Annotated in this window: 21 protein-coding genes and 1 tRNA gene; 6 read left to right on the top strand and 16 right to left on the bottom strand. The window is 65.4% G+C overall.

What is annotated here, in order from left to right; all coding sequences use genetic code 11:
• Window positions 1–5: 5 nt before the first annotated feature.
• From LQR33_RS00395 to LQR33_RS00375, 5 genes are all read right to left on the bottom strand, one after another.
• Window positions 6–2156, bottom strand: coding sequence for an AsmA family protein (locus LQR33_RS00395; protein WP_166438020.1), 2151 nt, complete (start codon window positions 2154–2156; stop codon window positions 6–8).
• A 55-nt stretch (window positions 2157–2211) separates the two neighbouring features.
• Window positions 2212–2285, bottom strand: a tRNA-Gly gene (locus LQR33_RS00390).
• 200 nt (window positions 2286–2485) lie between these two features.
• Window positions 2486–3331 carry a substrate-binding periplasmic protein gene (locus tag LQR33_RS00385; RefSeq protein WP_231466981.1) on the bottom strand — a complete coding sequence of 282 codons (846 nt, stop codon included), beginning with the start codon at window positions 3329–3331 and terminating at the stop codon, window positions 2486–2488.
• 129 nt (window positions 3332–3460) lie between these two features.
• Window positions 3461–5308, bottom strand: coding sequence for a methyl-accepting chemotaxis protein (locus tag LQR33_RS00380; protein WP_231466979.1), 1848 nt, complete (start codon window positions 5306–5308; stop codon window positions 3461–3463).
• A 7-nt stretch (window positions 5309–5315) separates the two neighbouring features.
• Window positions 5316–7301, bottom strand: a complete 1986-nt coding sequence (locus tag LQR33_RS00375) for a methyl-accepting chemotaxis protein (RefSeq protein ID WP_231466977.1) — start codon at window positions 7299–7301, stop codon at window positions 5316–5318.
• A 544-nt stretch (window positions 7302–7845) separates the two neighbouring features.
• On the opposite strand from LQR33_RS00375, the gene LQR33_RS00370 reads away from it, so the two are divergent.
• Window positions 7846–8418 carry a hypothetical protein gene (locus LQR33_RS00370; protein WP_166438024.1) on the top strand — a complete coding sequence of 191 codons (573 nt, stop codon included), beginning with the start codon at window positions 7846–7848 and terminating at the stop codon, window positions 8416–8418.
• Between the two features lie 21 nt (window positions 8419–8439).
• Here the strand turns inward: LQR33_RS00370 and sgrR are convergent, their stop codons facing one another.
• A complete protein-coding gene (sgrR, locus tag LQR33_RS00365) occupies window positions 8440–10125 on the bottom strand; it encodes an HTH-type transcriptional regulator SgrR (RefSeq protein ID WP_231466975.1) in 1686 nt (561 codons plus the stop codon).
• A gap of 86 nt (window positions 10126–10211) precedes the next feature.
• Here sgrR and LQR33_RS00360 point away from each other — a divergent pair, with 86 nt between their 5' ends.
• Window positions 10212–10421, top strand: a complete 210-nt coding sequence (locus tag LQR33_RS00360) for a hypothetical protein (protein ID WP_166438026.1) — start codon at window positions 10212–10214, stop codon at window positions 10419–10421.
• Here the strand turns inward: LQR33_RS00360 and LQR33_RS00355 are convergent.
• The 5 genes from LQR33_RS00355 to hflK form a co-directional block, all read right to left on the bottom strand.
• The gene (locus LQR33_RS00355) at window positions 10418–12799 is read right to left on the bottom strand and encodes a chitinase C-terminal domain-containing protein (RefSeq protein ID WP_231466972.1); all 2382 of its coding nucleotides are present in this window, start codon (window positions 12797–12799) and stop codon (window positions 10418–10420) included. The genes LQR33_RS00360 and LQR33_RS00355 overlap by 4 nt on opposite strands.
• A gap of 382 nt (window positions 12800–13181) precedes the next feature.
• Window positions 13182–14255, bottom strand: coding sequence for a YjbE family putative metal transport protein (locus LQR33_RS00350; RefSeq protein ID WP_231466970.1), 1074 nt, complete (start codon window positions 14253–14255; stop codon window positions 13182–13184).
• A gap of 20 nt (window positions 14256–14275) precedes the next feature.
• Window positions 14276–15529: an NRAMP family divalent metal transporter gene (locus LQR33_RS00345; RefSeq protein WP_231466968.1), complete on the bottom strand. Its 1254-nt coding sequence runs from the start codon at window positions 15527–15529 to the stop codon at window positions 14276–14278.
• Window positions 15526–16404, bottom strand: coding sequence for a protease modulator HflC (gene hflC / locus LQR33_RS00340; RefSeq protein ID WP_166438028.1), 879 nt, complete (start codon window positions 16402–16404; stop codon window positions 15526–15528). The genes LQR33_RS00345 and hflC overlap by 4 nt, the downstream gene beginning before the upstream one ends.
• Entirely contained in the window at window positions 16404–17429 is a 1026-nt protein-coding gene (gene hflK, locus LQR33_RS00335) for an FtsH protease activity modulator HflK (RefSeq protein WP_221663555.1), read from the bottom strand. Before hflK ends, hflC begins: the two co-directional genes overlap by 1 nt.
• Window positions 17430–17619: 190 nt before the next feature.
• On the opposite strand from hflK, the gene LQR33_RS00330 reads away from it, so the two are divergent.
• Complete coding sequence (locus LQR33_RS00330) at window positions 17620–17835, top strand: YdcH family protein (RefSeq protein WP_021476553.1); 216 nt, start codon at window positions 17620–17622, stop codon at window positions 17833–17835.
• A gap of 123 nt (window positions 17836–17958) precedes the next feature.
• Complete coding sequence (locus tag LQR33_RS00325) at window positions 17959–18240, top strand: hypothetical protein (RefSeq protein ID WP_021476552.1); 282 nt, start codon at window positions 17959–17961, stop codon at window positions 18238–18240.
• A 62-nt stretch (window positions 18241–18302) separates the two neighbouring features.
• Here LQR33_RS00325 and LQR33_RS00320 read toward each other — a convergent pair whose 3' ends face one another.
• Both LQR33_RS00320 and LQR33_RS00315 read right to left on the bottom strand, forming a co-directional pair.
• Complete coding sequence (locus LQR33_RS00320) at window positions 18303–19037, bottom strand: substrate-binding periplasmic protein (RefSeq protein WP_231180030.1); 735 nt, start codon at window positions 19035–19037, stop codon at window positions 18303–18305.
• Window positions 19038–19180: 143 nt separating this feature from the next.
• Window positions 19181–19948, bottom strand: a complete 768-nt coding sequence (locus LQR33_RS00315; protein ID WP_166438030.1) for a 2OG-Fe dioxygenase family protein — start codon at window positions 19946–19948, stop codon at window positions 19181–19183.
• A 159-nt stretch (window positions 19949–20107) separates the two neighbouring features.
• Here LQR33_RS00315 and LQR33_RS00310 point away from each other — a divergent pair, with 159 nt between their 5' ends.
• Window positions 20108–20785 (top strand): DUF1345 domain-containing protein, encoded by a 678-nt coding sequence (locus LQR33_RS00310; RefSeq protein WP_231466966.1) that lies wholly within the window; start codon window positions 20108–20110, stop codon window positions 20783–20785.
• A 61-nt stretch (window positions 20786–20846) separates the two neighbouring features.
• Here LQR33_RS00310 and LQR33_RS00305 read toward each other — a convergent pair whose 3' ends face one another.
• The 3 genes from LQR33_RS00305 to aceB form a co-directional block, all read right to left on the bottom strand.
• A complete protein-coding gene (locus LQR33_RS00305) occupies window positions 20847–21458 on the bottom strand; it encodes a glutathione S-transferase (protein WP_166438032.1) in 612 nt (203 codons plus the stop codon).
• 101 nt (window positions 21459–21559) lie between these two features.
• Window positions 21560–22255 carry an SIMPL domain-containing protein gene (locus tag LQR33_RS00300; protein WP_221663558.1) on the bottom strand — a complete coding sequence of 232 codons (696 nt, stop codon included), beginning with the start codon at window positions 22253–22255 and terminating at the stop codon, window positions 21560–21562.
• 145 nt (window positions 22256–22400) lie between these two features.
• The gene (gene aceB, locus LQR33_RS00295; RefSeq protein ID WP_231466964.1) at window positions 22401–23996 is read right to left on the bottom strand and encodes a malate synthase A; all 1596 of its coding nucleotides are present in this window, start codon (window positions 23994–23996) and stop codon (window positions 22401–22403) included.
• A gap of 125 nt (window positions 23997–24121) precedes the next feature.
• Here aceB and LQR33_RS00290 point away from each other — a divergent pair, with 125 nt between their 5' ends.
• Window positions 24122–25018 (top strand): LysR family transcriptional regulator, encoded by an 897-nt coding sequence (locus LQR33_RS00290; RefSeq protein WP_231466962.1) that lies wholly within the window; start codon window positions 24122–24124, stop codon window positions 25016–25018.
• Window positions 25019–25049 lie beyond the last annotated feature (31 nt).

Here is a 25049-nt window from a genome sequence, read left to right as displayed (position 1 = left end):
ACGGTTCAGGGCAGGATGGTGGTGATCTGCTTCTGCAACTGCTGTTTCAGCGCCTGCTGCTTTTCGCCCTCGGTCTTCTTGCCCTTGACCAGAGCGTTGAAGTCCAGCGCGTATACCGGCGCGTTGAGCGGGCCGGTGATCTTCAGCGGCACGTTGACGCCTTTCAGCCGGACGAACTCTTGCGGATTGGCCTGCACGTCCATCGTGTAGTCGACGATGCTCTGCTTCAGGTCCACCTTGCCGCCGCCGTTGACGTTGACCAGCTGCGAGGCCAGCTTCAGGTCCTGGCTGCGCGCCACGCCGCTGTCCAGCTTGAAGCTGGTAGACAGCGTGGAGAAGGTGGTTTTCTGGTCGTTTTGCGCGGCGGCGTTCCACTCTTTGAGTTCGGCCGGCAGGTTCTTCAGCGCCGCCACCAGGTCGATGCCGGTCAGGGCGCCGTTGTTGAGGCTGAAGGAGGCGTCGCCGTTGAGCGTGCTGCGCAGCTCGGCGAAGGACTTGCCGTCGGCGTTGATGTCGATCTTGCCGTTGCCTTTGCCGTCCAGGCGGTTGAAGTTGAACAGGTCTACCAGTAGCGGGCGGATCTTCATGCCCTGCAGCGTCTGCTTCACTTGCAGATGCGGCACGTCACGGCGGCTCAGCGAAGCGTCGCCCTGCAGGCGGCCGTCGTAGATGTCGGCGGACATCTGGTCCAGCTCCAGCGCGCGCGGGTTGATGCGCACATTGCTGGTGATGTGGTTGATGCGGAAGCGGCCCATCGCCAGTTCGCCTATCTCCACCTTGCCGTTCAGGTCGAAGAAGTCCAGCCAGTCCAGCGGGATTTCATTGGTGTTCTGGAAGATCGCCACTGGATCGCCCTGGGTTTCGGGCAGGTAGCGGTTCAGGTCCAGCTTGCCGATGGACAGCATCGCTTCGTGGCGCGGCTTGATCAGGCCGTACTGGCTCAGCGTGGCGGACACGTCGGAGCCGTCCAGCTTGCCGGCGACGCGCAGATTGAAGCGCGGCTCGTCGATGTCGCCGTCCAGTGCGCCTTCCATGCTGGCCACCAGGCGGCCGCGCGGCAGCGCCGGCGTGGTGATGGTGCTGGTCAGCTTTAGCGGCTGCATCAGCAGCTGGTTCATGCCGGCCAGCGACAGCGGCGCGTTCAGCTTGACGTTGACCTTGCTGGAGCCGGCCAGCCAGTTGAACTCGCCGTCCAGCTTGTCGGCGTAGAGGCCGCCCTCGCTCAGCTTCAGGTTGTCCAGCGCCGCCTGCAGCTGGTACTGGCTGCGGGCGTAGCTGAGTTTGGCGCTGAGGGTGCCGGAGGGCATGGTCAGCTCGCGCAGGCTGGCGTTGATCTGCGGCAAGGTCAGCTTGACCTCGCTGCTGGGGCGTTCGCTGGTGAAGCTGACGGTGACGTCGCTGCCGGTGGCCTGCAGCGAAGCGAAGTTGAGCTTGTACTGGCCGGCGACGGTCAGTTTGGTTTCGCCCAGGCCGGGGATGGTGCTGATCGCCACCGCCTCCAGTTCGGGCAGGCTGACTTGGTCGTCCTGTATCGCCAGCGGAGTGGTCAGCGCCAGGCGCACCGGACGCTTGTCATCGTCCAGAATGGCGCCGAAGCTGACGTCGGCGGTGCCGCGCAGGTTGTCGGCGTCAAGGCTGATGCTGGCCAGCCGCTTGTCGGTGTGGGTGAGCTGGTCGGACAGCAGCAGCGTGCCTTCGCGCACGGTCAGCCGGTCAAGCTTGAGAGTGTAGCTGTCCTGGCGGCGGCGCTGGAACAGGTCGGCGATGTTCAGTTGCCCGTCCAGGCCGCGGCTGACGCCGGCGCTGGGTCCGTACAGATCCAGCGCCTTGACTTCGCGGTTGCCTAGCAGCAGCGGCAGCCAGGCCAGCGACACGCGCAGCATTTCCACGCGGGCGAAGGCGTCGGGCTTGCCGGGTTCGCTGATGCTGAGTTTTTCTATTTCAATGCCGGGATAGGGGAAAACCTGGGGCGTGATGCGGCCGTCGATGCGGACGCTGCGCCCGGTGTCTTGCAGGGCGTGGGTCAGGCTGCCGCGCACGGCGGCTTCGTCAAATTGCCAGTAGATCAGCGCACGGATCAATACCAGCAGCAGGACCACGGCCAGGGTGCCGTAGGTCGCGATTCTTAGCCACAGCCGGCCGGAGTTCAATTTCATCGGGGTCGCTCGGAGAGGCCATGCATGGAGTTGTCTGGGAGGTGCGGGAAGCCTGTGGAGCGGGTGAAGGGAATCGAACCCTCGTCGTAAGCTTGGGAAGCTTCTGCTCTACCATTGAGCTACACCCGCGCGCTTCTAGAGCCCACGAATTTAGCGGGTTTCGCCAGGATTGGCAAGATTTTGCGGCGCAGCAAAATCACCACTCGGCTTCGGTTTCGCCAAGGTGGCACGCATTGCTTTTCTAAGTGCTTGATGCGAAAGGATTCATTTCGGACGGGGCGGGCTCCGCGCGGCGCGGGAGGCCAAACGGCTGGGGCGCGCCCGCGTTGTCAGCGGCCTGGCCGGTACCACAGCCTGGCGTCGTCCAACGGCGTGTCTTTCGGCAGCATCGGATTTTCCAGCCGGATCAGCGTCCGGTTGTCCAGCTCGGCGCGCCGTATCGCCGCGCCGTAATGTTGCTGGAAAAACCTGTCATAGGAGCCGTCCTTGAGCATCAGGCGCAAGCCTTCTTCTATCCGCTTTGCCAGTTCGGCGCCGTGTTCGCGGTTGAAGAAAAAGTAATAGGGCCACGGGTAGTAGAGTAGCAGCGTCTTGTCCACGGCCAGGCCGGGATAGATGGGCGCGCGGCTGTCGAATTCGGGGAAGACCTCGCCGATGCCGCGCGGAAACAGGTCGAAGCGTTTTTTGTCCAGCATGGAGAACAGTTGCTCGTAGCCGGCTTCGGTCACCTTGATGCCGTTGTAGCGGTAGAGCTGGACGTCTTCCCAGCCCAGCCCCTGGCCGACGCGCAGGCGGCGCAGGCCGGCGAGGTCGCGCACGCCGGCGACGGCCGTCTGGCGGTCGGCCGGGATCAGCGCGATCCGGTAGCCGAGCAAGCCCTTGTCCAGCGGGATGCGCACGGCAAGCATTTGCCGTTCGCGCTCTTCCGTGGTGGAGCTCCAGATCACGTCGAGATTGCCCTGTTGCAGCTCCTGCAGATAGCGGGCCTCGTTCATCAGCCTGGCGGAGGGGCGCAGCGTGGCGGGGCCGTATTTGGCGTTGGTGTGCTCGACGGCTTCGAGCAGCAGGTCGAGATAAGGCTGGAAACGGGTTTCGGACCCCTGGGGAAACGCCGGGTAATGGATGATGACGGGCTCCGCCGCCATCGCCGCCGCCGTCCATGCGGACCAGAGCATGGCGGCCAGCCAGCCGAGGGTCGGGGAGATGGCGCGCGGCTGCGGTTGCGTCGATGTATCCGGCGGCGTCGGCTTCATTGCTGAGAGACCATGTGGGGCGGTTGCATCCTGTCCGAGTCCGCGCGGGTTTCAGCTTGGCGGCGGTTGGTGGAAATACTCCATCTGCCGGCGCAGGCTGTCGGCGCGCTGGGCGGTTTCATGCGCAGCCGCCGACAGCTCTTCGCTGGTGGCGGCGTTGTCCTGGGATAGATGGCTCAGGCCTTGCATCACCGAGGTGATGTTGCCGACCTGGCGGGCCTGGGCTGACGCGTCCCGGGAGATGCCTTCCACCAGCTCCCGGGTTTCGCGGCTGGAGGAAACGATGGCGCTCAGGCTGGCGCCGGCGCTTTCCGCCAGTTGCACGCTACGGGCGGCCACCTGGCCGATTTCTTTGGCGGCATCCTGGCTGCGTATCGCCAGCTTGCGCACTTCGTCGGCCACCACGGCGAAGCCTTTTCCCACCTCGCCGGCGCGCGCGGCCTCGATGGCGGCGTTGAGCGCCAGCAGGTTGGTCTGGTAGGCGATGTCGTCGATGATGTCGGTGCGCTGGGCGATGCGGCGCATCGCCTGTATCGCCTCGCCGACCACGCGGTTGCCGGCGTCGGCCTGGCTGGCGGCTTCATTGGCGATGCTGCCGGTGTGATTGGCCTGGTCGGCCATGTGGAACATCTGGCGGCTGACTTCGTTCACTGTCATGCAAGTCTGCTCGATGCTGGCCGAGGTGTCGCAGGCGCTGGCGGACAGACTTTGGGAAGCGTTGTTCAGTTGCAGCGAGGCGTTTGCCACCGCGTCTGCATCGGACTGGACCTGCAGAATCACGGCGGACAGTTTTTCGCCCATCTTGCGGATGTGGGCGGCGAGGCTGCTTGTATCGCGTTTGGCCAGCGGCAGGGCGAAATCCAGCTTGCCGTCGGCCAGCTCGCGCATTCCCTGAGCGACGTCATCAGGTTCCGCGCCCAGCGTGCGGATGACATCGCGGGCTAGCAGAATGGACGCGCCTATCGGCAACAGCAAGGCCAGCAAGCCGGCCAGCGCCAGCCAGCCCTGGCGGCGGGCGCGTTCGGCCTGATCAGACGCGCGCTGGCGGATGTCGCCCAGCAATTGCCGTTGCAAGCCATACAAGGCGTCGAGCCGCGCGCTGGCCGCCTTGAACCAGACGGCCGGAGAAAGCCGCGGCTCCAGCGCGCCGGGCTCGCGTTCGAGCAGAGCCTCGCGCATGACTTCGAAGCCGTGCGTGGACTGCAATGCCTGGGCCAGGGCGGATGGATTGCCGCCATGCTGCAGATACAGCTGTTCGCACAAGGCTTCCTGCGACACCACTCCGCTGACTCGGCGAAGGTCCGCCACCGTCATGCGGCCCGACGACAGCACGCCGTTGACCAGGCCGCGAGTCCGGCCGGTGTATTCGCTTTGGCACTGCAGCGCCGACCATTGCTGCACGCTGGCGCGGATGTCCTCGCTTTGCGCGTCGAACAGCGCCACCACGCCCGACAGCTGCTCTATCATCGTCGAATACGCGGCGAACATTTCCAGCGGCGCGATGCGGCGGATATTGACGCTCGCGCGCAGGCGCTCCAGGTGGTCCGCAGCGGGCACGCTATTATCGATGAAGCCGCGCAGTCGGGGCTTCAGTCCATCGCCGGGCTGTCGGCGCAGCTGGTCCAGCAGCGCCGAGGCTTCCGCGCGCCGCTGGCGCAGCGCTTCCGGCATGGACGCCGAGGTTTTCAGATAACCGTTGCTGAGGCCGCGCTCGCTTTGCAGCGCATGGATCAAGCCCCCAATCAGCACCACGTTGTCCGCCAGCGTCACATCCTGTTGCAACTGGCTGGCCGCATGCCGCCGATCAACGGTATAGGCGGCGCCGCCGGCCAGCAGCAGCATGGCCAGCGGCGCGGTGAGCAGCACCAGTCGATGGACTAATTTCAAACGATAGGGCATGGCTGAGTCATTCCGCGAGATGCTTGAAGCGGTCCACCAGCCGGACCAGTTCCCCGGCGGACGCATTCAGCCGGTCGGACAGTTTGGCCACCTCCTGCACCAACGAGGCGTTGTCCTCGGCCAGCGAGGCGATCACGCTGATATTGGTGGCGACCTCATTGCTGGCTGAGGTCTGCTCGGCCATCGCTGTGGCGGTGTCCTGACTCTTGTTGGCGGCGTGGCCGGCTTCGGAGTGTATCTGCTCCAGGTCGTCGACAGTCCGGCTGACCAGCTGCAGGCCGGATTCCATTCTGTCCTGGGCCTCCTGCATGTGATGGGCGGCGGTCTGCGTTTCGCCGCGGATGTCCTCGATCAGCGCGGTGATGTCTAGTGTCTCTTTGCCGGTGCGCTCGGCCAGTTTGCGCACCTCGTCGGCCACTACCGCGAAGCCCCGGCCCATCTCGCCGGCGCGCGCCGCCTCGATGGCGGCGTTCAGCGCCAGCAGATTGGTCTGGTCGGCGATCTCGCGGATGGCGGTGATGATGGAGCGGATGTCCTCCGATTTGCGCTGCAGCGATTCGATGCGGCTGCCGGCGTCGCCTAGCACCGACGAAGTCTGGTGCATGGCCGAAGTGGTGTCGCTCATGCGTTCGCGCCCGTCGTGGACGCTGCGCTGCATCTGCTGAGCCAGGGTTAGCGATTGCTGGGTGTTGTTGGTGACCGACTCGATGCCGGCGGACATCTGCTCGACGGCGGCGGCGATTTCAGTCGCCGACTGGCTTTGGGTTTCCGATGCTTTGGCCGCGCGCTCCGCGATGTCCAGCATGCTGTTGGCGGCGTCCACCAGGGTGTGGGCGTTACGGTTGACTTCGTTCAGCGTGTGGGCGAAAGCATCCACCAGATGGTCGAAGGCGTGTCCCATGCGGGCGATTTCGTCATGACCCCGGATTGCCGCCCGCGGGCGCAAGTCGAAATCCTGGCTCATCGACGTCATCAGCACTTCCAGCCGCTGCACCGGCACGTGGATGCCGCGGTAGATGGCGAAACCCAGGCCGCACAGCAGCAGGATCACCAGCGCCGATCCGCCCAGCGTCAGCGCCAGGTCCGAGCGCGCCCGAGCCACCTTGACCGCCACCATCTGCGCCATCTGCAGCAGCAGTTGGTCCTGCCCGCCCTTCAGCGCGTCGATGCGCTTGGTGGTGGCCTGGAACCACGCTGCCGGCGCCACGCCCACCGGTTGGCCCAGAACCTGGCCCATCACCTTGGCGCGCAGCGCCTGCACCGCGCGGCTTTCGTCGCCGCCGTCCAGCGCTTCCTTCTGGGCGCGAAGGGCATCGTCCGCTATCAGCTTGAACTGGCTGGCGCAGGCGTCCTGCTTGGCGATCAGGCTGGCCGCCTGCGCGTGGCTTTGCTGGTTGAGCACGCCGCCTTGCAGCAGGCCGTTGACGTAGCCTCGCTCCCGGCCGGCGAACTCCTTTTCGCACTGCAGGTTGAGCAGAGCCATGGTGCTGCGCAGCAGGTCGCCGTCGTTGTTGGCTTGCGCCAGCCGGGCGATCAGCCCGATCAGGCTGTCGATGTCCTTGGAGTAGGCGGCGAAGGCGTCAGGCGCCGGAATGCCGCGCTTTTCGATGTCCGCGCGCAACTGAGCCAGGCCCTGCAGCTGGCTGTTCAGCGCGTCCAGCGGTTCTTTCAGCCGGCTGTCGCGCAGCTCGCCGCTGGCAGAGGCGAAGCCGGCCAGCGACTTGTCGCCGTTGGCGCGAGCCGCCTGCAAGGGAGGGGGCGGCGCGGCGGCTTGTCCGCTCAGGAAGCCGTTGCTGAGGCCGCGTTCGGTTTGGAGGTCGTGTATCAGTTGGCTGGAGACGCCGGCGATGGCGATCAGTCGGTCCGAACGTTGCAACTCGTTCAGGGTTTGCAGGCGGTCGAGCGAGAGAATGCCGGCGAGGCCTACCAAGGCCAGGGAAAAGGGCAGCAGCAGCAATAGCAGCTTGCTGGCGATCGATAGCCTGGACAGCATGGGTTTCTCCCTTTTGGGGATGGCAGAATCGGGGTGCCTTGAATATGGGCGTCGGATTTCACTATAGGCAAAGTTGCGGTGGCGGTTTTTGGGAGATGGTGGTCGCATTACGCCGCTTGCCCGGCTCAATCCGAAGTGGAGAAGCCGTTATTTCGATTTCAGCGCGTTGCGATTGGCCGGCCTTGTTTCGCCGCCGGCCGGTTGTGCAAGCGCGGAGCGCAAGCCGTACTTGGAAGGAGGCTTGCCGCGGGCTCCGGAAGAAGGGTTTCCAGCAGGTTATGGCGACGTATGCACGTCGATTGGTTTGTAAATTTTTGATGACATAAAGTTGCCTCAGGAATATGCTAAAAGGTTTATTGCTGGTTTTTGCATGGCGGACGTTCTGGGGAGGGCGTTTGCGCGAATGCGAATATGAGGAAGAGGCGGCTGCCTGTTTCCAGGGAACATATAAAGAGGGTGGGCCTGGCGGGGTATATGGGGCCGGTGAAGCGTTGAGAGAGATGCGGGCCGGGCGGCGCATGTATTCTGTTTGGGTGGTGGGCGAATGCACAAGATATTGCAAATACTGTCGTGGCTGCCGTTGGCGGCCTGTTTGGCTGTGCCGGCGTTCGCCGCGGAGGCGGTGAGGCCATATCAGGGGCCGCTCAAGTGCGCGGCGTCGGAAATGGAGGACATGTGGCTGGACCAGCGCCTGGGCTGCCTGAAGTCCGGCAGCCGGTTCATCGTCAACGCCGCTGGGGCCGAGGGCGCGGTGCAGGACATGGCCTACGTGGTCAACGAAGCCATCTATGACAAAGACTTCTACCTGATCAACAACCGCAAGGTGCGTTATTTCCAGTCTTTCTTGTGCGTGCGCAACCATCCTCAGGGCGTGCGCTCGCTGTTTCTGTCCGGCGATCTGGCCAATGCGCTGGAACTGAACAACCTGGGCCGCAAGCCGGCCGGCGTCGGGCCGACTTCGGTGAACATCTCGGGAGGCGACAGGGCGGGCGGCGTCGCGACCACCTGCGATCCGGCCAAACATCCGCTGATCGTCGACTACCGCAGCGGCAAGGTGGAGTCGGTCAATCCGCTGGCCCTGCAGACGCTGCACGTGTACGAGCTGCCGTACAACTGAGCCGGCCGCCATCCGCGCGGCCTAGGTTTCTCCTGGGCGCAGCCAGACCGATTTGAAGTCGAACCAGCCCATGCTGTTGAGGCGGAAATCCTCGATCTGGCCCGGCCCCTTTAAGCGCAGCCAATTGTGGAACAGCGGCAGCATCCAGTGCCGCCTCACTGTCTCGGCGGCAAGGCTGTGGGCTTGCTCCTCGCCGCGGCGCCAGCCGCGCAGCCATTGCTCCAGCGGCAGCGCCGGCTCCAAGCAATGGCGCAGCAGCGGCGTGCCCAGCAGCCAGGCCGGCACCGCGTAGTCTATGTCGCAGCTGAAGTTGACTGTGCCCAACCACATATCCGCTTCTCTTTCTCCGCATTCCCAATCCTGATAGCTGCAGGTCTGGTGCTGAACGGCGATGCCGTGCGGCGCCAGGCATTCGGCGATGGCGGCGGCGATCTGCCGGTATTCGGGGTGCTGCTCGTAATAAGCCAGCCGCAGCGCCGGGAGGCGCGGCGCCGGCGATGGCGTCTCCGGCCGGCAGTGGTGCCAGCGCGGCAGCAGGCCGGCCGCGGCCACCCAGAACTGGCGGGCGGCGGGCGGAGTCTGCTGCATGATGGCCAGCGGCGTCAGCGCCTGGGCCAGCCATCGCCGGACGGCGTCGTCCCGCATCAGGGGCGAGCGGCCGTCGCACAGCAGGAAATAGACGCCGGTTTCCAGCGACATTTCGGTTTGCTCCTGCGCCGGCCGAGGATTGATTTCCACAGTCAGATCGCAGATGCCCTGAACGTCCAGCTCCAGCTGGTCTCCCAGTTTGGGCACCATCCAGATGTCCACCTGGTCCAGCAGCGCGCGGTGGCCGAAGTAGTCGTCGAAGGCTTGCAGCGACAGCCGGTGCGCATCGTTGATCGCCACGCGATAGGGGCCGGTGCCGACGGGATGCGAGGCGAAGCCGGGACGGTCGCCGTGATCGGCCGGCAGCGCCAGCGCGGCGGGGTCGGCCAGTAGCCGCGGCAGCCGGGGATCGGGCTCGGAAAGCTGGATGGCGATGCTGCGCGGCGATAGCCGGCGCATGCCGGTTAGATGGGAAAACAGGGGCTGGGTACGCAAGCGTTCCAGGGTGGCGGCAATGTCGTCCAGGCTCAGCTCGCGGCCATCGTGCCAGCGTACCCGCGGCCGCAGGTGGAAATGCCACTCCCGCTCCGAATGCTGTTCCCAGTGATGGGCGAGATCGCCTTCTACTTCCCCTTTTTCCTCGTTTAGCCGGGTCAGACCGTTGAAGATTTGCGCCACCAAATGGCGTTCGGAGCGTCTGAGCGGCGTGCCGGGCATCAAATTGGGCATTGGCCGGTAATAGGGTACGCCCAGCACCTGGCGCTCCTGGCTCCAGCGGTGGCCCAGGCGGGACAGCAGCAGCGGCGCCAGTTGCCTGGGGTCATCGTCCAGCAACGCCACCGCTTGTTCCACTTTCCCTTGTTCCAGCAGCTGTTCCGCTTGCTGGCGCTGCAGTTCGGCGATGCCGCGCAGGAAGCGCAGGCCGGAACGGCTGCCGCGTCCGGCGCGGGCATTCCATTCCAGCCAGCCCAGCCCCTGCATCTGGATCAGCAGGCTGCGCATGTGGCGGCGGGTGCAGCACAGCAGGTCGGCCAGCTGCTGCAGCGAGGCTTCGCCATCCTGGCCGGCAAAGCCCTGGCGCAGGCGGCTGTATTGTTGCAACAGGCGGCTTTGGCTCATAAAGGGGAAATTTGTAGGAAAAAGTCAGCAATTTTTTGTTCATGTTATCAGGGCGACAATACGGCATCCAGCATGAGGAGTTCAAGATGGAGCACGATGAGCTGTCGCGTTTTTTGCAGGACTATCTGGGCCGCCAGCCCCGCTTGTTCGGCATCGATCCTCAGGAGGCCTTGAGCCGCCTGAACGAGGTGATGCAATGGGATGACGAAAAAAAGACGGCCGGGATGAGCCGGCCGCAAGCGGAGGAACAAGGGATTAGTTTGGACCCGCGGCGCGCGCGGGTCCGGAGCGCTTAGCGCAGGTAAGGCAGGTAGGGCGCTTCGTCGCGGATGGCGTAGGTCTTGCCGTTCAGCCCCACCGTGTAGTGGCTGGGGCCGGAGATCGGCAGGTAATACACCACGTCCAGCGTCACGCTTTGTCCTGCTCCCAGGCTCTGCCAGCTGGGCAGCTTCACCGACACGCGGTTGAAATCGCCCTTCAAGCCGCCGACGTTGCTGCCGCTGTGGCCGGCGCTGATCACCTTGAGCCCGAAGCCGGATTGGTCGGCGATATTGGCCGGCGCCGAGGTCGGCACGTCGAACTGGAACTCGGTGCCGCCGGGCAGCGCGGTTTGCGAGCGGTTGACGATGGTCAGCTTGGGGTTGATCGGATAATTCTGATCGCCCAGCTTGAAGCCGCCCAGGCTGAAGCCGACGTCTATCGCCGCGGTCGGCGCCGGCGCGGCGTCGGCGCGGCGGGCGCTGACTTTGGGCGGCTGGCTGAAGGTGTTGTACAGCAGCGAGGTCAGCGTGGTGCCGATGAAGTACTCGCCCTGGCCGTTGTTGCGCTGGGCTTTCCAGTCATAGTCGCCGGCCAGTTCCCAGAACATCACGCCGCCGACGTTGTTGGCGTCTATCCAGGCGGCCTTCTGCGCGATCGACTGCTCGTCCTCGGTGGACAGGAACACCTTCTTGCCGGCGTTCCACAGCCACGGCGCGGCCAGCGCGCCGTTGTAGTTGCGCTGGTAGCTGCCGGTGAGCTGGTTGATCGGCAGCGTCGGGTCGATGCCGTAGGCGGCGAGGTAGCTGCCGGCCAGGCCTTTCTCCAGGTTCTTGGCGTGCCACATCGGGTTGGAGCCGCCCGGGATCTCCTTGCCGCTGTCGTCCAGATCGTGCCAGATGTTGTCTATGCCCACCGCGCCGTCGCCGCATTCGGTCAAGCCGGCCGGGCAGTTGCTGCCCACCGAGCTGCCCCACAGGCCGTTGCTGCCGCCGCTGACGTTTTTCCAGCCGCGGGTGTAGTAGGGCACGCCCATGTTGACGCGCGAGGCGGGCAGGCCGCCGCGGTAGTAGTGGTAAGCCCAGTCGGTGTTCAGGTAGCCGATATTGCCGTACTGCGGCGTGCTGTACACGTTCCAGAACGCCAGTTCCGCGTCCTTGCCGTCGTCGTACAGCGCGGCGTTGGGGCCGACGAAGCGGTTCCACGCGCCGTGCAGGTCGTAGGACATCACGTTGACGAAGTCGAGATACTTCAGGCCCTGGAAGGTTTCCATGCCGCGCAGCAGGTAGCCGGAGGCCGGCACCGCAGCGGTGATCTGGTAGTAGCGGCCGTCCTGGGCGGCGGCGCGGTCCAAGCGGTCGCGCAGCGTCTGCAGCAGCGCCACATAGCCCTTGGTCAGCGAGCCCAGCCGGGCGTTGGAGAAGCTCCAGTCCAGCGGGTTGCCGGCATTGTTCATCGAGGTCGGGTATTCGAAGTCGATGTCAACGCCGTCGAAGCCGTACTTGCGCAGGAAGGCGACGGCGGAGTCGGAGAAGGCGTTGATGCCGGCCTGGTTGACGGTGCCGTCGGCGTTGACGGTCATGCTGTAGAAGCCGCCGCTGGCGACGCGTTTGCCGCTGGCGTCGAAGTAGCCGCCGGTTTCGGCCCAGCCGCCCACCGAAATCAGCGTCTTCACGCCGGGATACTTGCGCTTGTACTGGGTCAGCAGGTTGAAGTGGCCCTTGTACGGCAGGCTGGCGTCCATCTCTGCGCCGGCCACGCCCGACCAGCTCATGTCGGTGGCCGGGTTGCCCGGCGCGGTTTCGTTGACCGACAGCTTGTTGCCGCCGTCGACGTGGGCGAAGGCGTAGTTGATGTGGGTGAGCTTGTTCCAGGGGATGTCGCTGGCTAGGTAGGCCGGGCTGCCATCCTTGCCGGTACGCCAGCTGGTGAAGTAGCCGATGATGCGGCGGCGGCTGCCGTTGGCCAGCTGTTCCGCGCCGCCCTGCTTGTAAACCGCGCAGTAGGGGACGTCCACGCCCTGGGTCTGAGCCAGCGCCTCGGGCCGGCACAGCGCGTTGCCGGTCGGCGGCGGAACCTGAACCAGCGGCGGGTCGGGCGGCGGGTTGGGATTGCCGCCGCCGCATTGGCCGATCAGTTGCCAGGGGCTGGCGTCGCCGGCTGACGGCGTATTGCCCTGGGTCCACCACTTGGCTTGCCAGGTCTGGTTCTGGTAGCTGACGCGCTGGCCGCCGGTGTAGACGGCGGTGGCGTTCCAGGCAGGGTCGGCGCAGCTGCTGTCTGCGGTCTTGAGCAGATAGGAGGAATGCGCCGCGGGGAACGGGGCGCCGGACGGCACGGTGCCGGCCACCAGCGCGACGCCGCCTATGGCACCGGCCGCGAGGCCGCTTTTCACAAGCATCAGGGTCTTGCTCACTCGATATCTCCCTATTGTGATTGGGTGCGAAACAAGCGTTGTGAGTTGTATTGAAGTGGTATTGCAAATTGGAATGTAGCGACTAGGATAAAAAATGACCCTGTACTTTTTTACAGGTCAATCTTGTAATTAATAACTTTCAGATTGAATTTGATTTATTAATCAATCTTGATGGTTAGAGGAAAAGCACTAAATGACATTGTCTTTGGTTGGGATGGATAAAGGCTTGTGGGGCAAGATTCTGCAAGCCTTGAGGCGCTGGCCGGGGATAGGGAAGGGGAGAGGCCGGGCGTATTGGCGCCGACCTTGGTTTCAAGGCCAGCTGGTCATCAGGTCAGTGAGTCTGTCCTGAAACTGTTGCATACCAGATACATACCAGATATCAGGGGTGGGGAGACGGCGCGCGATGGTGAGGCGCGGGCAGCAGGCCCTGGCTGAGCAGATGCCAGGCCAACCACAGCAGCACCAGCGCGCCTAGCGCCGCGGCGAGGCCGACCAGCAGCTTGAGCGCGAGGCTGAGGCGGGCGTCGTTCCGTTCGCCGTTTTGTAGCGGCTCGGCCGGGCCAGGGATCGGGGGTGAAAGCGTTTCAGACGCGATGGCGGTTTCTGCGGGCGCGGCAAAGGTGCGGGCGGCCAGCGTCTCGACAGGCACCGAAGCCGGAGTGGCTTCCTCCGGAGCGGCGCGTGCGCCGGCATCGCCCAGGCTGGCCAGCTTGCGGGCCAGGGGAGCGAACAGCGGCAGGGGGGGCGGCGCGGCGGGCAGCTTGGCCCGCTGTTCACGGACGATGCGGCTTTGCAGCAGCACGAAGCCCGCGCCCATAAGCGGCGCCACGACCAGCAGGGCCGGCGCCTGGCTGGCCACCCAGTCGCCCCACAGCGCGTCGCCGGCGGCCAGGCCGCCGGCCAGCCAGCCCAGCACGGCGGCGCCGGCCGGGATCAGCAGCGGGTAGTCGTCCATCAAGCGCGACAGCAGCAGGCTGCCGTACATCAGCAAGGGCACGCTGAGCGCCAGCCCCAGCAGCAGGAACAACACGCTGCCCTGGGCCGCGGCGGCCAGCGCCACCACATTGTCCAGGCTCAGCGCCAGATCGGCCCCCACCACCAGCATCACCGCGTTCCACAACTGTTGGCTGTGGCCGGCCTTTTCGGATAGCGCACCGCCGCCGCCGTCTTCATCGCCGCCCAGCAGCAGCTGGATGGCGATGACCAGCAGGGCGACCGCGCCCGCCAGCTTCAGCATCGGCACCTGTAGCAGCGCGCCGGCGGCTGCGGCCAGCAACGCGCGCAAGATGATGGCGAGGCCGGTGCCCCACAGCACGGCGCGGCGGCGCAGCGCGTCCGGCAGCGCGCGGCAGGCCAGCGCGATCACCAGCGCGTTGTCGCCGCTGAGGATCAGATCCAGAAAGGAGACCTGGAAGGTCAGGCTCAGCGAGTGGGCGAGGCTGTCGGGTTCCATATCGTATTCCTTGAGGAGCGTCAGCCCAGGCTGCCGACGATGCCGGCGTAGAGGCTGAAGCCGGCGAGCAGCAGCAACAGCGGCGCCAGCGCCATCCGGTAGCGGCGGCTGGGCGCCAGCGGCGCGGGCAGCTCGCGGCAGGCCAGCCAGTACAACCCGGCTAGCATCACGGGCAGCAAGAGCGCGTTGGCGACCGAGGTGGCGATGGACAGTTTGACCAGATTGACGCCGGAGGCCACCAGCGCGCCGGCGCCGGCCAGCATCGCGGCGAAGCCGCCGTAGAACCAGGGCGCGTCCAGCGGATGCTTTTCCAGCGAGTCGCGCTGGCCGGCCAGTTCGCCCAGCGTCCACGCGCTGGTCAGGCAGACCACGATGGCGGCGACCAGCGCGCCGCCGCCCAGCGCGAGCGCGAACAGCAGGCGGCCGCCGGTGGGGCCGAGCAGGCGGGTGAAGCCGCCGGCGATCTCGGGGATGGTGTCCAGGCTCTGGCCGCCCGCGCCGTTGCCGAAGGCCGCGGCGGCGGCGATCAGGATGCCGGCGGTGATGATCTGGCACAGCACGGCGCCCAGCAGCGTGTCTATCCGCGCCGGCTTCAGGTCGTCCAGCGTCAGCCCCTTGTCCAGCATCGCCGACTGCTGATAGCTGAGCGTCCACGGCATCACGCAGGTGCCGATATTGGCGGCGGCCAGCAGCAGGAAATCGTGGCTGCCCAGCGGCAGGCTGGACAGCTGCGCCGCGATCTGGCCCGGATCGGGGTGGGCCAGCCAGGCTTCGGCTAGGAAGGCCAGTTCGAATACGCCCAGGCAGATGGCGATGCGCTCCACCGAGCGGTAGCTGCCGCTGCACACCATGGCCAGGATCAGCGCGCACAGCAGGGTTATTGTCTGCCAGGCCGGGATGCCGAACAGCTGGCCGATGCCGGCCAGACCCGCCAGCTGGGTCGCCAGCGCGCCCAGGCAGCTCAGCAGCAGCACGGCGGCGGAGGCCAGCTCGGCGCGGCGGCCCCAGCGCCGGCGCACCAGCTCGCCATAGCTGAGCCCGGTGCCCAGCGCCAGCCGTATCGTCAGCTCCTGCGCCAGATACAGGAAGGGGATCAGCACGAACAGCAACGGCAGCATGCGGTAGCCCCAGTGCGCGCCGCTCTGGGCGGCGGCGATCACGCTGCCGGTTTCGGTGTCGGCCAGCATCACAACCAGGCCGGGGCCGAGCGCGGCCAGCAGGTGGCGCAGCCGGCGCAGCGTGGAGGCTTGCAGCGACATATTGGCCCCGCTCACGGTTTGCCGCCCGCGGGGCCGGTTTTCAGGTCATGCAGCAGCGCGGAGTCGGGCGACAGCACCAGGGTCGGCGCGGAGTCGGCCAGCGACTGGCGATAGGTCTGCAGCGAGCGGTAGAACTTGTAGAACTTCGGGTCCTTGCTGAAGGCCTGGGCCAGGGTGCGGCCGGCGTCGGCGTCGGCCTCGCCGTGGATGATGGCGCTTTGCCGCTGCGCCTCGGACAGGATCACGGTGCGGTCTCGCTCGGCCTTGGCCTGGATCTGCTGCGCCCATTCCGCGCCCTGGGCGCGCAATTCCTTGGCCTCCTGCTGGCGGGCCGATTTCATCCGGTCGTAGATGGCCTGGCTGGTCTCCAGCGGCAGGTCGGCGCGGTGCAGCTGCACCTCGGTCACCTCCAGGCCCAGCGGACGGGCGCGCTCCGCCACCTCCTGCTGGATGCGGGCGACGATGGCGCGGCGGCCGGGAGACAGCAGATCGGTCAGCGGCGCCTTGCCCAGCTCGCGCCGCAGCGAGGTGCTGACCAGTTGCGTCAGCTGGGCGCGGGCCTGTTCCTCGGTGCGCAGCGCCTGATAGAAGCGCAGGGTGTCGGCGATGCGGTAGCGGGTGTAGGTTTCCACCTCCAGCCGCTTCTCGTCGCCCAGGATCACTTGCTCCGGCGGCGGGGCCAGCATCTGCAGCCGCGTATCGTAGTACTGCACGCTGTCCACCAGCGGCAGCTTGAATTTCAGCCCCGGCTCGCCGTCCACGTTGACCGGCGCGCCCAGGCGCACCACCAGCGCCTTCTGTCCCTCGTTCAACGTATATTGGGCCGACAGCGCCAGCCAGAGCGCCGCCAGGCCCGCCGCCCAGCCGATTCCGCGCCATTGCTTGTCCATCAGCGGTTCTCCTTGCCGGCCTTGGGCTTGTCTTGCAGTTGCAATAGCGGCAGCACGCCGGCGCCGCTCTTGCCTGAGCCGTCTATCACCACCTTGCTGGCTTTCTTCAGCATGTCGTCCATGCTTTCCAGATACAGCCGCCATGCGGTGACATCCTTGGCCTGGGCGTAGGTCTGGTACACCGAGTCGAAGCGCTTAGCCTCGCCCTGGGCCAGGTTCACCACCTGGCTGCGGTAGGCCTCGGCCTCCTGGCGGATGCGCTCGGCCTCGCCGCGCGCCTTGGGCAGGATGTCGTTGCTGTAGGCCTGGGCTTCGTTGCGGGCGCGCTCCTGGTCGGCGCGGGCGCGCTGCACGTCGTTGAAGGCGTCGATCACCGCCGCCGGCGGGTCCACCCGCTGAAGCTGCACCTGAGTGATCAGGATGCCGGCCTGCTGGGCGTCCAGCCGTTGCTGGATCAGGCTGAGGGCTTCTTCGGCCACTTGTTGGCGGCGGTTGGACATCGCCGCCTGGATGGGCGTGCGGGAGACCACCTCGCGCAGCGCGCCCTCGGCGGTGATGCGCAGCGCTTCTTCCGGCTTGTTGGCGCGGAACAGGAATTGGCCGGCGTCCTTGATGCGCCAGAATACGGCGCAGTCGGCCTCGACGATGTTCTCGTCGCCGGTGAGCATCTGTTTTTCGCGCGGGTCGGCGGCGTCGGGCGGGCCGCTTTCATATAGATTGGCCAGTTTCAGCTGCTTGATCTGGGTGACCTTGGGCAGCTGGATGGTTTCCACCGGCCAGGGCAGGTGGTAGTGCAGGCCGGCGGAGGTGGTGTCGGTCCAGCGGCCGAAGCGCTGCACCACGCCCTGCTCGTCCGGCTCCACGCGGTAGACGCCGGAGGCCAGCCAGAGGATGGCGACGATGCTGGCGAGCAGCGCCAAGCCCTTGCCGCGCATGCCCAGCAGTTCCAGCGTGTAGTCCAGCCGCTTCCGCAGCGCGGCCAGCGGGGAGGGGAGAGGCGGTGTCGGGAGACGGGTATCGGGCATGTCGGGCTTGTCCTGATTTTAACCATGCTTGCTGTCGGGTTTAACGCGGCAAATGCCGGAAGGATGACAAGGAGCGCAGATTTAGCGATGCGGCAATGCCTGAGACAGATCAAATGAAGCCGGGCGCACGGGCGTTAGCATGAAGTCATGGCCGGCGGCGCCGGCCCCACCCACCGTGAAGGAGATGCCGATGTTTCCCGAATACCGCGAACTGATCACCCGCCTGAAAACCGAGGACACGCATTTCGCCCGTCTGTTCGACAAGCATAATCAGCTGGACCAGCAGATCAAGAATATGGAAGAGCGCATCCTGTCGGCGACGCATGAAGAGATAGAAACGCTGAAGAAGGAAAAACTGAAGCTGAAGGACGAGCTTTACACGTTGCTGAAGGCCCGCGCCTCCTGATTCGCAGGCGAAGCGGCGATCCGAAAGCCGGCGTTTGCGCCGGTTTTGCGATTTCCGGCCTGCAAATCGGCAGAGTTGAGACTAATACTAATAAAACAACTCTATGCCCCGGGGAAGGTTTCCATGCATTTCGATGAGATCCAAAGCAAGCATTTCGTTACCCTCAGCCGCACGCCGCTGCCGCATACGCTGATCGAGCAGGCGCTGGTCGCGATGGGCGGAGGCGGGAACGATGGCATGAATTTCCGCAAGCAGGCGCTGGCCGCCGCCGGCTGGAGCCATGACGGTCTGGTGCCGTTCGCCAAGCATCCTGAAAAAGCCGCCGAGGCGTTCAACCGCTTGCGGGAGGCGATGGCTGGGGCGGAGTCGCCGGATGCGCTGTTGAAGGCGCTGGGCGCCGAGTAAGTCCTGCTTCGTGATAGCAACGCCCCGAGCGGATGGCCGCCGGGGCGTTTTGCTTTGGAAGCTCAGTCGTCGCGATAACGGCGGCGGATGGCTTGCAGCCGTCCGTCGGCGCGCACCCGTTCCAGCGCGGCTTGCAGCCGGGCCGTCTGTTCCGGCGGCGTCTGCGGATTCAGGGCGAACCAGTACTGCAGCTTGCCGTCCAGCAGCCAGGCGGGGGAAACGTTCTTTTCCGGCAGCCGTTGCTGGCGCATCTGCCAGGCCATGGCCCAGTCCAGCATGGCCACCAGATCCACCCGCTTCAACAGCAGTTTTTTTAGATTGATGGCGTCGCTCTGGCCCAGGTCCAGGTTCTGGCCGTTTTGCAGACCCAGCGCTTGCAGCTGGTTGGCGGAGGCGGAGCCGGCCAGCACGCCGTTGCGGTAGCGCACTAGGTCGCTGGCGGTGTCGACGCGGATGTCGCCGCGCTTGTCCAGGCGGTACATGTAGATGCGGCGCGAGCCGATGGGGCCCACCCACTGGAACTGGGCCTCGCGCTCCGGCGTGCGCACCACGGTATAGAGCAGGCCTCCCGGGGTATCCCTAGCCTTGGCGTAGGCGCGCAGCCAGGGCAGCACCTCTATCGTCAGATTCAGCCCTGCCTCGCGCGCCACCAGCTGCAGCACCTCGGTGGAGTAACCCTTCACGCTGCCGTTGTCCAGGTAGTTCAGCGGCGGAACGTCTTCGGTATAGGCATGGAGCTCCGCCGCCGGCGCGCAGCCGAACCAGCAGGCCGCCATCAGCGCCAGCATGCTTCTCATCACGGTCCACTCCATCCGGCTTGTCGTCGCCATTGTTTACATCAGCATAGGCCAAGAAGATTACCATTTGGCGTGACTGGCAAATATCCCGATGCCGCGCCGGCGCGCCTAGCTCCCGGCGAGGATTGGATGGCCGGAGAAGGTCAGCGGCGGCGGAAGCTGATCAGCAGCACGTCGCGGCTGCCGTCGCGGGAGGGGTCCAGCTGGCTGATCGGGGTGACGCCGTGCAGCACGCGCTCGTCGTTGACCAGCGCGATGTCCAGCGGATTGGTCAGAGTGAACGAGGTGAGCGGCTGCTTTTCCTGGTTGAATAACTCGGTGGCGCCGTTCACCAGATTGTGGCGCTTGACCATCATCATCATCAGGAAGTGCACGCCGTCGCGGTGGACGCCTTCCGGCGTGGGCCAGCCGGGCTGGCGGTTCCGCGTTTCGATGCGGAATTGGTGCGCTTCGATGTGCCACGGCGTGTACGGCGATAATTGGCCGAAGACGGCGCAGCCCAGGCCCAGCGCGGCCTGCATGGTGGGGCCGTTCAGGATCTCGTTGCGTATCGGCTCGAAATGGCGAGGCACGCCGCCGTTGAGCGGGTTGTACAGTTTGCTTTGGTAGTGCGGACGGTGGGCTTCGGCGCGCGCCTGGCGCGCGGACGGCTCGGCGCTGAGCGTCGCGTGCAGCCGTTTGCGGTAGCGCCCGCCATCCGCCATGAACTTGTCTTGCTGCAGATGGTTCCAACTGTCCTGAAAGGCCGTCCAGTCAGCCAATGCGCCCGGGAAGCGTTGCAGTAGGGGACGGCTTTGCTCCGCCGGCAGCAGGCAGAAGTCGTGCAGCGCCAGGCGCCGGCAGATCTGCTCCAGCTGCGGTTCGGGATGGGGCGGGGTCTGTGGGTGGTGGGCGGCGAGTGCCGAGCTCATGATCTCTCCAATGGTTCTTGTGCTTGTAATCTGAATTCTGCTGTAACTGAATCGAAAAGAGAAATATTTTATGCAATATGAATTTAATCTGCGGCAGCGCCCGCCCAATAGTCTGGGGCGCGCGTGTTGCGCGCATTCGACACGGGAGGGTATTCAGTGATGACGAGCTTGCTTCGCCGTTTCATTCTGGCGCGCATGGTGCTGGCGCGGCCCAGGCTGGCCTGGTCGGCGTTGTTCGGCCTGCTGGCGATCGCGGTCTTGTCGCATGTCGTGGCGATGCACGACATCACGCGCTATATCGTCGGTTGGAACGCCGGCGCCTGGCTGTACCTGGCGCTGGTCGGTTGGATGATGTTTGGGTCCGGGCGCAAGCCGATACGGCACTGGGCTAGGGTGGAGGACGAGGGGCAGTGGCTGGTGTTGCTGCTGGTGTGTCTGGCGGCGGCGGCCAGTCTCTCGGCCATCGTGATGGAGCTGGCGGTGGTGAAGGACATGCATGGCTGGCCGCGCGCCGCTCATATCGCGCTGGCGGTGTTGACGCTGCTGTCGTCGTGGGCGTTCACCCATGTGATGTTCGCGCTGCACTACGCGCGCGGCTTCTACGCCAGGGAGGCGCATGGCCTGCCGGGAGGGTTGGAGTTTCCCGGCACCCGGCAGCCGGATTATGAGGACTTCCTGTATTTCGCCTTCATCATCGGCACCTCGGGCCAGACCGCCGACGTCAGCTTCACCGACGGCAGCCAGCGCCGCACCGGCACCGTGCACTGCGTGCTGGCCTTTTTCTTCAACGCCACCGTGCTGGCCTTGATGATCAACATCGCCGCCGGCTTGATCTGAGCGGCCGACAATGCGAAACGCCACCGCGGGCGGTGGCGTTTTTCCGTTTCGCAGGCCAGGTTCAGGCTGCCGGCGGCTCGGTGTCCTGGAAGGACTGGCGGGTATGCAGGCGCTGCAGCAGCCCGTCCAGATTGGGGTGGGCGGCGCGCCAGTCGATTTCCGGCGCGCGGAAATCCAGGTAACCCAGGCAGCAGCCGACGGCGATGTCGGCCAAGCTGTAGCCGTGGCTGGTGCACCATGGTTTTTCGCCCAGATCCTCCGACAGCGTCGCCAGCCCGCGCAGGATCTTGCCGCGCTGGCGCTCCACCACTTCCTCCATCTGCTTCTCCGGCGGGCGGCGGCGCTCCAGCACGATGGCCACCATCGCGTCGATGATGCCGTCGGCCAGCGCCTCCCAGCGGCGGGTGAGAATGATTTGTCGGTTGTCCTGCGGCAGCAGCCGCGACACCGGCGAGCTGTTTTCCAGGTATTCGACGATCACGCGGGAGTCGTACAAGGTGGAGCCGTCGTCCAGCTCAAGCACCGGCACCTTGCCCAGAGGGTTGTACTCGGTGACGCGAGTGTCCGCGTTCCAGGGCACGTCCTCCTCCAGCGGGCAGTCGATTTTCTTTTCAGCCAGCACGATGCGCACCTTGCGGGCATAGGGGCTGGTCAAAGAGGCGATCAGTTTCATGTTAGGAGCGATGGCGAGGGATCGGAAGATGACGCCGGCCCCGAGACGGGGCCGGCGAGCGCAGTGCTTACTTTAGCGCAAGCGGGCGGGGGCTGAAAGCCTTACTTGAGTTCAACCTTGCCGCTGACTTGCAGTTGCAGCTGGGTCTGGCCCGGCTGCAGGTCGGGCTGGCTGACGCTGGACTCTGCCCCCGCCATCGCCGCCTTCATCATCATGACAGGCGGCCGGAAACCGTGGTTTTGCTGGCCGATGTCCAGCTGCTGGATGTTGACCGTGTTCTTGCCCAGCGCGCGCGCAGCCACTTCCGCTTGGTTCTTCAGATTGGAGATGGCCTCGGGAATCATGCTTTGCTCGGCCTTGCGGCGGGCCTCGTCGGAGACGCCGAATTGCACGCCCTCCAGCAGCATGGTCTGCTGCAGCTTGGAGATCAGCTCGGCGGCCTGGGCGAAGTCCTTGCTCTTCAGCTGGATCTCGGAACGGCCTTGCCAGCCAGTGATCTTGCCGTTCTTGTCGTAGCTGGGCCAGGTGCTGTAGCTGCCGCTGGATAGCTGCACGTCCTTGTAGCCGCGGCCGATGGCCATGCCGTTGGCGGTGGCCTTGTTCAGTCTATCGGCCAGCACCGCGGCCTGGTTGTTGCTTTGTTGCACATACAGGGTGGCGCTGATCTGGTCGTTGGCCACGTCGCGCTGGGCGCTGGCCGACAAATTGAGCTGCACGCCGTCGGCGGCTGAGGCCAGCGGCGCGGCGCCTGCCAGCATGAAACACAACAGCATGGGCTTGATTCGGTTTTTTCTCATTTCGGCTCCTTGGCTGAATGTGATGGAAGTAGACTCCGCTTCGATCGGCTTGGCAAGCGCGGGTTCCGTGCCGGCGAACGCCTCAAGCGTGGGGAAAAATGCCAAACGGCCCCGGAGGGGGCCGTTCGGATCGCCGGAGAGCCAATCAGGCGATGTACTCGTAGCCTGGCAGCGTCAGGAACTCGACGAAGTCGTCCGACGTGGTGAGGAGGTCGAACATCTTGGCCGCGTCTTCATACTGGCGGGTCCAGCGCGCGCCGTATTCGGCTTGCAGCTTGGCCACTTCGCGGGCCTGCAGCTCGCGGAACAGCTCAACCGTCACCTTGCGGCCGTCGTCCAGCACGCCCTTGGGCGAGCGTATCCACTGCCAGATCTGCGAGCGAGAGATTTCGGCGGTGGCGGCGTCTTCCATCAGATTGTGGATGGGCACGCAGCCATTGCCGGAAATCCAGGAACCCAGGTACTGGATGCCGACGTTGATGTTCATGGCGAGACCCGCTTCGGTGATCGGCGCTTCCGGCTGGAAGTTCAGCAGGTCGGCGGCGGAAACCTGCACGTCCGGGCGCTGCTTGGCGATCTGGTTCGGCCTGTCTCCCAGCGCAGCGGTGAAGGCCGCGTCGGCGATCGGCACCAGGCCCGGGTGGGCCACCCAGCCGCCGTCGTAGCCGTCGGTGGCGTCGCGGTCCTTGTCGGCCTTGACGCCGGCAAGCGCCTTTTCATTGGCGGCCGCGTCGTTCTTGATCGGAATCAGCGCCGCCATGCCGCCGATGGCCGGCGCGTCGCGGTGGTGGCAGGTTTTCAGCAGCAGCAACGCGTAGGCGCGCATGAAGGGCACGGTCATCGTGATCAGCGCGCGGTTGGCCAGACAGAAGTCGCGGTTCTGCTTGAACTTCTTGATGCAGCTGAAGATGTAGTCCCAGCGGCCGGCGTTGAGGCCGGCGGAGTGCTCGCGCAGCTCATAGAGGATTTCGTCCATCTCGAAGGCGGCGAGGATGGTTTCGATCAGCACCGTTGCCTTGATGCTGCCTTGCGGAATGCTCAGCTCGTTTTGGGCGAACACGAACACATCATTCCACAAGCGCGCTTCCAGATGGCTTTCCATCTTGGGCAGGTAGTAATAGGTGGCGCTGCCGTTTTCGCGCAGATAGCGGATGTTGTGGAAGAACGACAAGCCGAAGTCGAACAGGCTGCCGGACACGATCTCGCCGTCCACCTTGACGTGCTTTTCCATCAGGTGCCAGCCGCGCGGGCGCAGCAGCAGGGTGGCGATGGTGTCGTTCAGTTTGTACTGCTTGCCCTCGGGGCTCGCGTAGGAAATGGTCTTGCGGTAGGCGTCGCGGACGTTGATTTGGCCGGCGATCTGGTTGTCCCAGCTCGGGCAGTTGGAGTCCTCGAAGTCGGCCATGAAGCTTTTGGCACCGGAGTTCAGCGCGTTGATCATCATCTTGCGCTCCACCGGGCCGGTGATCTCCACGCGGCGGTCGAGCAGGTCCTGCGGCAGCGGGGCGATTTTCCAGCCGCCGGCGCGCACGGCGGCGGTTTCCGGCAGGAAGTCCGGCAGCTTGCCGGCGTCCAGCTCCGCCTGGCGCGCCGCGCGGGCGGCGATGCGCTCGCGTCGCCTCGGCTCGAAGCGGCGGTGCAGCTTGGCGACGAAGGCCAGCGCCTCGGGAGTGAGGATTTCGGCGTAGGCCGGGGTGATGTCGGCGAGGATTTCCACGCCCTGCGGAAGGGTGACTGCCATGCGCGCGCTCCTGTGTAGAGAAGATGACATGATGATGCTGCAATGCAATGTTTGACAGTCTATTCGCCATCCAAGTAAAAAGAAATGGCATGAATTGCACAACATTTTTTACTTTTAGGTAGCTAATGAGCGAGCTGAAGCAACTGGAGACCTTTGTCGCCGTGGTGGGGCTGGGCAGCTTGTCGGCCGCGGCGCGGCAATTGGGCGTGGTGCCGGCCATGGTGGGGCGGCGTCTGGACGCGTTGGAAGAGCGGTTGGGCGTGCGCCTGTTGGCGCGCACCACCCGCAGCGTCACGCCGACGCAGGAGGGCGAAGCGTTTTATGAAGACTGCCAGCGGATACTGGCCGATCTGACAGAGGCGGAGGCCGCGGCGGCGTCCGGCAGCGGCAAGGCCCGCGGCCATCTGCGCTTGTCCGCGCCGGCTGGTTTCGGCCGCCGCCACGTGGCGCCCCATCTTGCCGCCTTTCAGCGCCTGCACCCGGAAGTGAAGGTGACGCTGGACCTGTCCGATCGGCTGGTGGACCTGCAGCGCGACCGCGTCGACTGCGCGATCCGGATCTCCGATCTGTCCGACTCCGGCCTGGTGGCGATCCGGCTGGCGGAAAACCATCGGGTGGTGGTGGCGTCCCCGGCCTATCTGGCAGCTCAAGGCGCGCCGCGCACGCTGGAGGATCTGCAGCATCACCAGTGCCTGTCGCTGGGCGAAAGCCAGAGCCGCGGCTGGAGCTTCGTGGTGGACGGCAAGCCGGTGAACCTGAAGGTGTCGGGCGCGCTGGAGTGCAACGACGGCGCGGTGTTGCACGACTGGGCGCTGCAGGGTCTGGGCCTGGCCTGGCGCTCGCTGTGGGAGGTGAAGGACGATTTGTCCGAAGGCCGGCTGGCGACGGTGCTCGACGATTTCTCGTCGCCGGATTACCCGGTGTACGCGGTGGTGCCGCAGCGCAAGCTGCTGCCGGCCAGGGTGCGGCATTTCATCGAGCATTTGAAGGCCGCCTACGCCGCGCCGGGCTATTGGGATTGAGCGCGGCGCCGGTTTGCCGCGCCGGCCGCGG

The sequence above is a fragment of the Chromobacterium piscinae genome (genome assembly GCF_021129175.1).
GTDB lineage: Bacteria > Pseudomonadota > Gammaproteobacteria > Burkholderiales > Chromobacteriaceae > Chromobacterium > Chromobacterium piscinae.
The sequence above is the reverse complement of the archived record's forward strand: the minus strand, read 5'-3'. Positions and strand labels throughout refer to the sequence as shown.